This is a genomic window from Salsuginibacillus kocurii DSM 18087, from assembly GCF_000377705.1.
GTDB classification, from domain to species: Bacteria; Bacillota; Bacilli; order Bacillales; family Marinococcaceae; genus Salsuginibacillus; species Salsuginibacillus kocurii.
This window is the reverse complement of sequence record NZ_KB898638.1, coordinates 23,994-33,838: the sequence shown is the minus strand read 5'-3', so window position 1 is coordinate 33,838 and position 9,845 is coordinate 23,994. Positions and strand designations below refer to the sequence as shown.

At 40.8% G+C, this 9,845-nt stretch carries 9 protein-coding genes; all 9 read right to left on the bottom strand.

Going from position 1 to position 9,845, the window contains the following annotated elements:
* The coding region (locus tag D469_RS0118595) for an AEC family transporter (RefSeq protein WP_018924892.1) at window positions 1-486 on the bottom strand (486 nt) is incomplete at its 3' end.
* A 278-nt stretch (window positions 487-764) separates the two neighbouring features.
* On the bottom strand, window positions 765-1,934 hold the full coding sequence (locus D469_RS0118590) for an iron-containing alcohol dehydrogenase (protein ID WP_018924891.1): 1,170 nt from the start codon (window positions 1,932-1,934) through the stop codon (window positions 765-767).
* A gap of 72 nt (window positions 1,935-2,006) precedes the next feature.
* Window positions 2,007-3,557: a class I adenylate-forming enzyme family protein gene (locus D469_RS0118585; protein WP_018924890.1), complete on the bottom strand. Its 1,551-nt coding sequence runs from the start codon at window positions 3,555-3,557 to the stop codon at window positions 2,007-2,009.
* Window positions 3,558-3,587: 30 nt separating this feature from the next.
* On the bottom strand, window positions 3,588-4,547 hold the full coding sequence (locus tag D469_RS0118580) for a 3-hydroxyacyl-CoA dehydrogenase family protein (protein ID WP_420834861.1): 960 nt from the start codon (window positions 4,545-4,547) through the stop codon (window positions 3,588-3,590).
* The gene (locus tag D469_RS0118575; RefSeq protein WP_018924888.1) at window positions 4,532-5,296 is read right to left on the bottom strand and encodes an SDR family NAD(P)-dependent oxidoreductase; all 765 of its coding nucleotides are present in this window, start codon (window positions 5,294-5,296) and stop codon (window positions 4,532-4,534) included. The genes D469_RS0118580 and D469_RS0118575 overlap by 16 nt, the downstream gene beginning before the upstream one ends.
* 19 nt (window positions 5,297-5,315) lie before the next feature.
* Window positions 5,316-6,590, bottom strand: coding sequence for a TRAP transporter large permease (locus tag D469_RS0118570; RefSeq protein ID WP_018924887.1), 1,275 nt, complete (start codon window positions 6,588-6,590; stop codon window positions 5,316-5,318).
* Complete coding sequence (locus D469_RS0118565) at window positions 6,587-7,087, bottom strand: TRAP transporter small permease (protein WP_018924886.1); 501 nt, start codon at window positions 7,085-7,087, stop codon at window positions 6,587-6,589. The genes D469_RS0118570 and D469_RS0118565 overlap by 4 nt, the downstream gene beginning before the upstream one ends.
* Before the next feature lie 70 nt (window positions 7,088-7,157).
* Window positions 7,158-8,228 (bottom strand): DctP family TRAP transporter solute-binding subunit, encoded by a 1,071-nt coding sequence (locus tag D469_RS0118560; protein ID WP_018924885.1) that lies wholly within the window; start codon window positions 8,226-8,228, stop codon window positions 7,158-7,160.
* Between the two features lie 12 nt (window positions 8,229-8,240).
* A complete protein-coding gene (locus D469_RS0118555; RefSeq protein WP_018924884.1) occupies window positions 8,241-9,833 on the bottom strand; it encodes an acyl CoA:acetate/3-ketoacid CoA transferase in 1,593 nt (530 codons plus the stop codon).
* Between the last annotated feature and the right edge of the window lie 12 nt (window positions 9,834-9,845).

The following is a 9,845-nucleotide window of genomic DNA, read 5'->3' as shown; positions in this document are numbered from 1 at the left end:
TGATTTCAGCTGGCCAAATCGGAAGCTTCCTTGCTGAAGCAAAACAATACCTAGCGTAAACACTGTAAGCACAGTAGTGGCATCATAAATGGCAGCAAATACTCCTGCTTCTGAACCAAAGATCATTACTGTAAGAGGAATTCCTATAAAACCTGTATTGCCTAGACCTGCCAGCACAGCCAACTGCCTGGCTTCTTCTTCTGTATACTTCAACAGTTTACCAGATATGTAACCGGTTCCGACCCCTACGATATTTAACATTAGTCCGATCAAAAACACCAAGATCAGCTGCCGCCACATTTCTGCATCAAACTCAGCTTGAAATATGCTATTGACTACAACCGCAGGAAGAGCAAAGTTAATAACAACAAACGCAATAAACTGCTTTACTTCTCCCGTCACCTGCACTCTTAAGGTAACCAAGTAACCTAGTACGACGATCGTTGCCATAACCAAAACCGGTTGTATCATTTCAAAGCCATTCAATGGCACCGCCTCCTTTCTTACAACATGTCTATCTCCTGCCAACCAAAATTAGTAGGCCTCTTTTTATAGTAAATCCTTTGATAAGAATTAGAAAAGTTTTTTGTTTTTGGTTTTGTTAAAAAGTAGTGTTGATACTCCTTCCATGACGTCCCTTTTCGCAGAGCCCCCCCCTGCGAGTCCCGTAATATCAACGACCTTTACCAACAGCGCCTTTAACAGAACACTATTCTAAAAAAGAAAGCTATGAGAACTTTTTCCCCATAGCAGCAGTTACCCATTTAGATGCTTGTACGTCCTTCATATGCTTTTTGATAAATTGAACGAATCATATTCAAATATAATTTCCTAGGGCTGCGGCCTAACAAGCGTTTTTGTTTGATCCCATCTAACGCTAATTGTTCAATGTCATTCTCTTTAACCCCATAAGCTTTTAGTGATGTCTCTATTCCAGTATCATGAACAATATGGGTGAGTTCTTTAACACCTGCTATAGCAGCTTCTCGCTCACTCATACCTTCTATGTTAGCTCCAAGTGCTTCAGCGATGTCTCCCATCTTTTGCATACAAGCGGGCCAGATCTCTTCGAAAACATAAGGCAATAAAAGAGCATTGGCTTCCCCATGAGGAATTTTAAATCTACCACCTAATGGGTATGCCAGTCCATGAACTCCCGCTACTCCAGCATTATAAAAACTCATTCCAGCAAGTAAACTGCCTAATGACATCTGTTTTCTAGCTTCTTGATTTTCTCCGTGCCAAACAGCAGTGCGAATATTTCCGCCAATTCGTTTAACTGCATCTAATGCTAGGGTGTCTGTAATTGGCGAAGCATGTATGGAGATATATGATTCCACCGCGTGAGTTAAAGCATCTACTCCAGTCGAGGCTGTTATTTTTTCGGGGAGCGTGTAAGTTAATTCAGGGTCAACTAAAGCAACATCCGCTAATAATAAGGGATGAGTAATTACATCTTTTGTCGATTCTAAAGAAAATACGGAAATGTCAGTAACTTCTGAACCGGTACCAGAAGTGGTGGGAATTAGCATCTTAGGAAGCCCTTTATTTGTTAGAGACCTTGTTCCTGACATATTTAAATAATCCTCTACATTTCCTTCATGATTTGCCAATACTGCCGCGGCCTTCGCGATATCAATAGAGCTTCCCCCGCCGAGTCCGATTACAAAATCAGCTCCACTGTCTTTTAAAGCCTGAACCGCTTTGTTACCTGCTTCTAGTGGAGGTTCGGGGACCACTTCACTATATACAACATTTTCTATATGAGTATCATTTAAAATATCTTCTAACTTTCTTACTATCCCAGCTTTTACTACACCTGGATCAGCATAAATCATAACTTTTTTCGAGCCAAAAGCACGTACTTGTTCTGGAACTTGGAGTAATGTCCCTTCACCAGTAATCACATGAACCGGGCTTAAGAAAGAAGCCATTTCGCTCATCCTTTCATCTTAAAGGGTACTTCGCAGTTTTTATATATAGTGCAGGAGAGGTATAAAAACATCTTACTTATCTTTCTTCTTCAATTGATGCTTTAATATTTTCCCACCAGGATTTTTAGGGATTTCTTTTAAAAATTCAATAGAATGTGGAACTTTATAATCTGCTATATTTTTTGATACTTGTTCTTTGATTAACTTTGCATCGATATTTCCTTTGGCAGGCACTACAAATGCTTGTACTACTTCTCCGTAGATCGGATGGGGGAGACCAACGACAGCAGATTCTTGAACAGCATCTAATTGATTTAGAGCTTGTTCTACTTCTATCGAATAAATATTCTCGCCGCCGCGGTTTATCATATCTTTCTTTCTATCTTTAATGTAGATATAACCATCCTCATCCTCATACCCATAATCTCCTGAATGCCAATATCCTTCCGAAAAGCTTTTCTGATTGGCCTCTGCATTGTTCCAATACCCTTTAATAACCATTGGGCCTTTAATGAGTAATTCCCCCATTTCTGTCGGTTTACAAATGTGCCCTTCATCGGTGACAAACTTTACAACCGTTCTATCAATAGGCACTCCAACAGAGCCTTCTTTCTCTTTAGGATAAGCTTTAGGCATAATCGTGGTCGGGGAGCATGTTTCTGTAGCACCATAACAATTGTGTAAGGATGCTTTTGGGAAAAAATGCATCATCTCTCTCATAAGATCAACAGCCATCGGGGCTCCCCCAAAAGCAATCGTTTTCACTTCTGGAAAAGCGGGTGAATTATACTTTTTAAAGGTACCGATAAGCATCTGAAAAATTGTTGGAACATTAAATAAAAAATTGATTTTCTCTTCTCTTACTAAATCAATATAGGGAGTAGTTTGATAACGTTTCATGATAAAAGAGGTGCCGCCTACTTTAGCCATATGGATTAATTGTCCAATTAACCCTGTTACATGAAATATAGGAACAGCAATTAATGTTTTACTGGCAGGGCTTGATTGAAAGAAATCTTGGTATGCCTGCACTGTATGAATGACTCCTCCGTGATGCAGTAAGGCCCCTTTAGGGCTTCCAGTAGTGCCAGAGGTATAAATTAAAAAGGCGGGGTGATCAAACTCAACCTCTTTTCCACCGAAATCTTCTTCAAAACCTTTTTGCTGAGAGAAGCTGTTCTCTACTAACTCTTCAATCTCTACCACAGGACAAACATTAGTCGCCTGTACAGCGCTCTTTTCACCCATTACGGAAGTGAGAACAACACAGGGATTTGCATCATTTAAAATATAAGAGATTTCATTTTCCTGCAGTCTAGTATTAAGGGGGAGCAATGTAGCTCCAATTTTCATACAGGCAAACACCAACGTGGCATAATGCATCATATTGGGAAAATAAGAAACAATTCGGTCTCCTGGTTTAATTCCAAATCTATGCTTCAGGACGTCCGCCAAGTGATGAATATCGTTTAAAGCCTCTTCATACGTTCTAGCTTCATACTCGTCTTTCCAAGCTAGCGCTTCCGGGTTATGTTTATACCCTTCTAAAAACAAATGATAAATGTTTGAGTGTACGGGTTTCTCCTTACCTGTTGATAGCTCTTCAATCGGATGATTTAACATGGAAGGTCTCCTCCATTTCTCCTTATAATCTTATTGTTCTTTTTTGATCCAACGTATTAATTCATTTTCTCGTTCTTGGTTCTTATACCTCGAGAAAGCTTCATCCCATTTATAAAAGCCTTCACCATTTTTCTGACCGTACTTCCCATCACTTACTTTCTCTTTCATCGTAGCTAATGAACTATCTTCATTTGAAAGATCCGGGAATATATAATCAGATATTGAGGAAAATACATCTAGGCCGCCCATGTCTGCAGTCATAAAAGGTCCGGTGGCACCTAACCTTCTTCCAATACTTGTTTCTACTGCTTTATCAATCTCTTCTACCGTACAGACGCCTTCTTCATAAATATACTGTGCTTCCCTGAACAAGGCATACTGCAGACGGTTCCCTACAAACCCTAAAATTTCTTTCTCTACGCGGATAGGTTCTTTATTTAATTTTTTCAACACCTTCATGGTACGCTCTACGAAACGCTCTTCTGTCTTTTCTCCCAATACTACTTCTACTAATGGGAGTAAATGAGCCGGGTTCCAGAAGTGAGCAACAAGAATGCGTTCTGGGTTGCGGGCAAAGGAAGCAATTTTTGTCGGCTGAAGACTCGAAGTGTTGCTGGCTAAGATGACCTCCTTATTACAAATACGGTCCATCTGTTCATATAAACCCTGCTTTAATTCTAAATTTTCAGGCGCTGCTTCAATAACCATTGTTGCATCCTCAAGAGCAGCTTCTAGTTCATCTTCATAGGAAAAACATGCCCAAACGGCATCCTTTTCCTCATTAGTAATAAGTTCATTTCCTACTAAATTCTCTAATTTTTCAAGAATATGATTTTTCGCCTTAGTGATTTCGTCCTGATTTATTCCATAAAGCTTAACAAAATCACCTGCCCAAGCAATGCTTAGGGCAATGGAATGCCCCATTAACCCCGTGCCGACTACTGTTATTTTTTCTTGTGATAAGGTTTGATCCTTTACCAAGCTGTCCACCCCCCATCTACTTTTAAGGAGGTCCCGGTGACTAGATTCGACAAGTCGGAAGCAAGGTACAAAATGGCCCCTGTTACATCTTCCGGCTGGCCAATATATCCTAAAGGAATATTGGCAGTAATTTGTTTTTTAAATTCTTCATCCGCAAAATAACCTTCTGTCAGAGGTGTTTCAATAAAAGTAGGAGCCACCGTATTTACGCGCACGTAAGGTGCCAATTCAACAGCTAACGTTTTTGTCAAAAGTTCCAGGCCGCCTTTGCTGGCACAATAAGCTGCCCTTCCGTAATATCCAACATGACCCATTTGCGAAGACAAATTGATAATTTTTCCAAACTGTTGATCTTTCATTACTTTTCCTGCCCGCTGCGCCAAGAAAAAGGCTCCTTTTAGATTGATATCTATCACTTGATCCCAATCTTCTTCCTCAATTTCAAGTGCAGGCTTTGGTTTGTTGACACCTGCACTATTAATCAATACATCAATACCACCGAAATGATCCTTCATTTTAGTAACCATATTACTAATACTCTTTAAATCGGCTACATTTCCCTCAATCGGGATAATGTTAGTATTGATTGAACTTAGATCATTTACCATTTTTTCAAGATCATCTTTGGAGCGGGCAACCACCCCAATGTGGGCTCCCGCCTCCGCTAACTTCTCACAAACGTCACGTCCAATTCCTTTTGTCCCTCCAGTAAGAAGGATTCGTCGACCTTTTAAACTATCAAGTTTTACAGCTTCCATTGGCTCCTCCTTAAACAAATTAGTCTCTTAATGAAGGTAAATAAGTAGAAATTTCAGGTACAAAACTAATCACTAACAGATTTATAATGACAATAATGACAAAAGGAATAACAGCTTTTGTCAGCCTTGCTATGCTTACATCAGCTATTTGAGAGGCTACAAATAAGTTTAGTCCTACAGGCGGAGTAAACATGCCCATGGCTAAGTTCACTACCATAATGATCCCAAAGTGCACTGGGTCAATACCAAATTCCACGGCAATTGGCAATAGAATAGGTACGTAGATCAAAATAGCCGCAGCTGCTTCAATAAACATTCCTGAAATCAATAGAATGATGTTTACCAGCAAAATAAAAATAATAACACTATCGATGGTTCCTACCACCGCATCAGATAAAATAGTTGGAACACGTAGATTTTGCATAATATAGCCATATAGACCAGCTGTTCCAATAATACTCATAATTACAGCAGTCGTTACGGCTGACTGGCGGAAAATCCCTAAAATGGCACTGAATTTAATTTCACGGTATACGACAAACCCGACGACAAATGAGTAAACAACCGCAATAACGGCAGCTTCTGTCGGCGTGAAAATTCCACTATAAATCCCGCCAAGAATAATAACCGGCATAAGGATCGCTAAAATAGCTTTTCTTCCCGCTATTAACAAGTCCATCCAATTACTTTTTTCTGTCCCCGCATAATCTTGCTTTTTCGAATAAAAATACGCGTAAATTATAAGCGAGAACGTTACAATTAAGCCTGGTATAATTCCAGCAAAAAACATGTCTCCCACCGATACGTTAGCCGCGATACCATAAATAATCAGTGGAATACTTGGAGGAATAATAACCCCCAGGGCACCAGCAGAGGCTTGGTTTGCCGCAGCAAAATCTACTTTATATCCTTTAGCCACCATCGCTGGTATTAATATCGAGCCAATAGCCGCTGTCGTGGCAGCTCCGGATCCGGAAATTGCAGCAAAAAACAAAGAAGTAAGAATGGCCACTATGGCTAATCCACCAGACATATTACCAACAATGGTATTAGAAAAATCAACAAGGCGCTGCGAGATTCCTCCATGCTGCATAATATAACCAGCTAATATAAAGAAGGGGATCGCCATTAACGGAAAAGAATTAATCGAATTGAATATTTGTTGAATAATCACTGCCATTTGAGTTAAATCGCCCTGCCACACTGTAATAGTAGAAGCGAGTCCAAGGGAAAAAGCGATCGGAACTCCTAATAAAAAGAAAACAGCTAACAAAATAAATAATAATGCAATCATTCGTTTTCTCCCTCCCCGTCAATAAATTGGTCGATGACAAGGGCTACACTATTTAATAAGATCATTACGCCGGCTAAAGGTATGGCCAGGTTAGGCCAAGCCATTGAAATTCCCGTACTTGGTCCACTTTGTCCAGAGACATTTTGAGTCATTTCAACTCCAAAAACGACAAGAACTCCTGCAAATGCCGCACTTAAGGTGAACGCAATAATATTAAAAACTTTTGTTAGTTTTGGACCTGCTATTTCCTGTATAAGGTCTACCGATATTAATGAGCCTTTCCGATAAGCATAAGCAGCCCCTAACATCGTGAGCCACACCATGGCAAAACGAGCAAATTCCTCTGAAAAACGAAGAGGGGAGCCCATCACAAACCTTGCGAATACCTGCCAAAAAATAAGTACTGTCATTGCAAATAAAAGGATTGCAATAGTGAAACCAACAATATAATTAAGCCAACCCACGACTCTCTTATATGTCTTAAGAACGCTGACCATAGGTTACCTCCCCCTAAACAATAACTAAGAAAGATAGAAGAGTAGCCTAAAGCTACCCTTCTATACATCTTTATTCATCAAAATTCATGGCATCATCCACAAGGTCTTCTCCTACAACCGGAGACCATTCTTCGATTACTGGTTCAACCGCTTCTTCGAATGGATCTAGATCCGGCTCAGTAACTTCCATACCCTCTTCTGCTAGTTGCTCTTGGTAATATTCTTCTTGTTCTTGACTGGCTTCACGCTGGATTGGAAGAGCGTGCTCAGCTGCTTCTTTTATAGCCTCTTGGTCTTCTTCATCGAAGCTCTCGAATAGAGACTGACTCATCATGAGTGGTGCAGGAGAGTAGACGTGCTGTGTTAAGTTCAAGTAATCCTGAACTTCATAGAAGTTAACATCGTAAATTGTTGGCAGCGGGTTTTCCTGGCTTTCCATTACCCCTTGTTGAAGAGCGGTGTATACTTCATCCCATGCCATTGGTGTAGCGTTAGCTCCCAACGCCGACCAGGTGTCCACTTGCACTTCTGATTCTTGCGTTCGGTGGTCAATGCCTTCAAGGTCATCCGGATGCTCTAACGGGCGCACAGAGTTCGTGTTATAACGGAAACCATTTTCCATCCAAGCAAGCACTTCAATGTTGGCATCCTCACGTACCCGGTCAGAAAGCATCTCGCCGTGCTCACTATCTAAGAAACCGTATACATGATCGTGATCTTCAAAAATGTAAGGCAAGTCGAATAAAAGAAGTTCATCTACGAAGCTTCCCATGGGTCCTGTCGAGGAAATACCAGCATCCACTGTATCCACTCCCATGCCTTCAACTACTTCGCGCTCTGCTCCTAACGCATTGTCATAGTGCGGCTCGACAGTTAACCTTCCATCCGTTAATTCCTCCAGCTTATCTCCGAAAGCATGAACCCCTTCTGCTTGGTGAGAATCTGGACCAAGTGGTAAGCTTACGTCAATGATATGTTCAGCATCTTCTGCTGCCTCATCGTCGCCTTCTTCCCCATTCTCATCTTCATTTGCGCCTTGAGCCTCCTCGTCTCCATCTGCCGCCTCATCTCCGCAAGCAGCAAAGAAAATAACACTGCCAGCTATAAGTGGGTAAATTGCGAATCTTTTAATTTTTTTCATTTTTATCCCCCTCTAGGAATTAATCAAAATATTTTTATAGAAAGTCTCTTCAAATCCCATTTTTTCTTCCATGAAAATAGATGCATCCATTTCTTTTAGATCTTTACTAACTTCACACTTGCACTCCATTTGGTCTAATACATCTTTTTGCAACTCAACACCAGGAGCGATCTCGGTCAGTACCAACCCATTTTCCCCTAACTGAAAAACTGCTCTTTCAGTGACAATATATACTTCTTGCTGATTTTGCACTGCGTTATGCCCACTAAAGGTAATTTGGCTGACTTTTCCTTTGAACTTTTTAACGCTTCCTTCTTGGTCAATGGTAAGCTTTCCATCACCGACTGTGGTCCGTAAACCACTTGCAGTAAAAGTCAGACAGTAGACAACTTTATGAGCATTTTGAGTAATGTCAATAAATCCTCCACATCCTGTGGTTACTTTGCCGAATTTACTCACATTCACATTGCCTTCGCCGTCAATCTCTGCTCCCCCCATAAACGTGATATCTACACCTCGGCCGTTATAGAAATCAAATTGACTAGGGTGTTCTATAATAGCTTCAGGATTTTCAGAAATCCCAAAGTCTGTCCCTCCTTTTGGAACTCCGCCAATTGCTCCAGATTCGATCGTTAAATTGATATCTTGAAGAACACCTTCCTCACTACTTACAGGACCAATGGTGTCTCCAGGAATGCCAGTTCCTAAATTGACGATAGCGTCCGGGAATAATTCGCAAGCAGCGCGTCTACCAATGACTTTTCTCATATTAAGTGGTAACGCTTCCATTTTATTGGTTGGAACTCTAGCTTCGCCAGTATACTTAGGGTTATAAGCGGTACTTGACGTTTGCCGATGATTCAAATAAGAATCTTCTGTTTCCACCACTACATCGACACACGTACCAGGGATGACAACATTTTTAGCTTTTAGGCTTCCCCGTTCCACATAGTTTTTGACTTGGACAATGACCGTGCCACCAAAACGCTTTGTTGCTTGGGCTACAGCCAAAGATTCAAGCTTCAATGCTTCTTCTTCCATGGTGATGTTGCCGTATTCATCGCCTGAAGTACCTCTAATAATGCACACATCAATCGGAACCATATTATAGAAAAGATAATCTTCGTTTTTAATTTTAATTCGATCAACTAGACTTTCCTTTTCTAGCGCTTTCGCATTCATTCGTCCCCCTTCAAGTACAGGATCTAAAAAGGTATTTAATCCAACTTTGGTGTAAGTCCCTGGCTTGCCGGAAGCCATATCTCGAAAAAGGTGTGTAAGTTGACCTTGCGATAAACAATGAGCTTCGACTTTATTGGTAGAGATAAGACTTCCCCATTTCGGAGCAAGGCCCCAATGAGAACCAATGATTTTTTCAACCAATCCTTCATGAGCCAAATGTTCAATTCCGTTTTCTCGGTCACTGTGCCCCGCTGCATGAAGTAAAGTTAAGTGGGAAGGTTCTTTTTTTTCTAAATAACGGTCTTCAATTGCTTTTAAAATGTCCTCACATGCTCCCATCAGTGTAAATCCGCAAACGGCAAGTGTTGATCTTGGTTGGATATAGTCCACTGCCTGTTCTGCAGTTTTCTTTTTCTCTATCATTCTTTTCAGCTC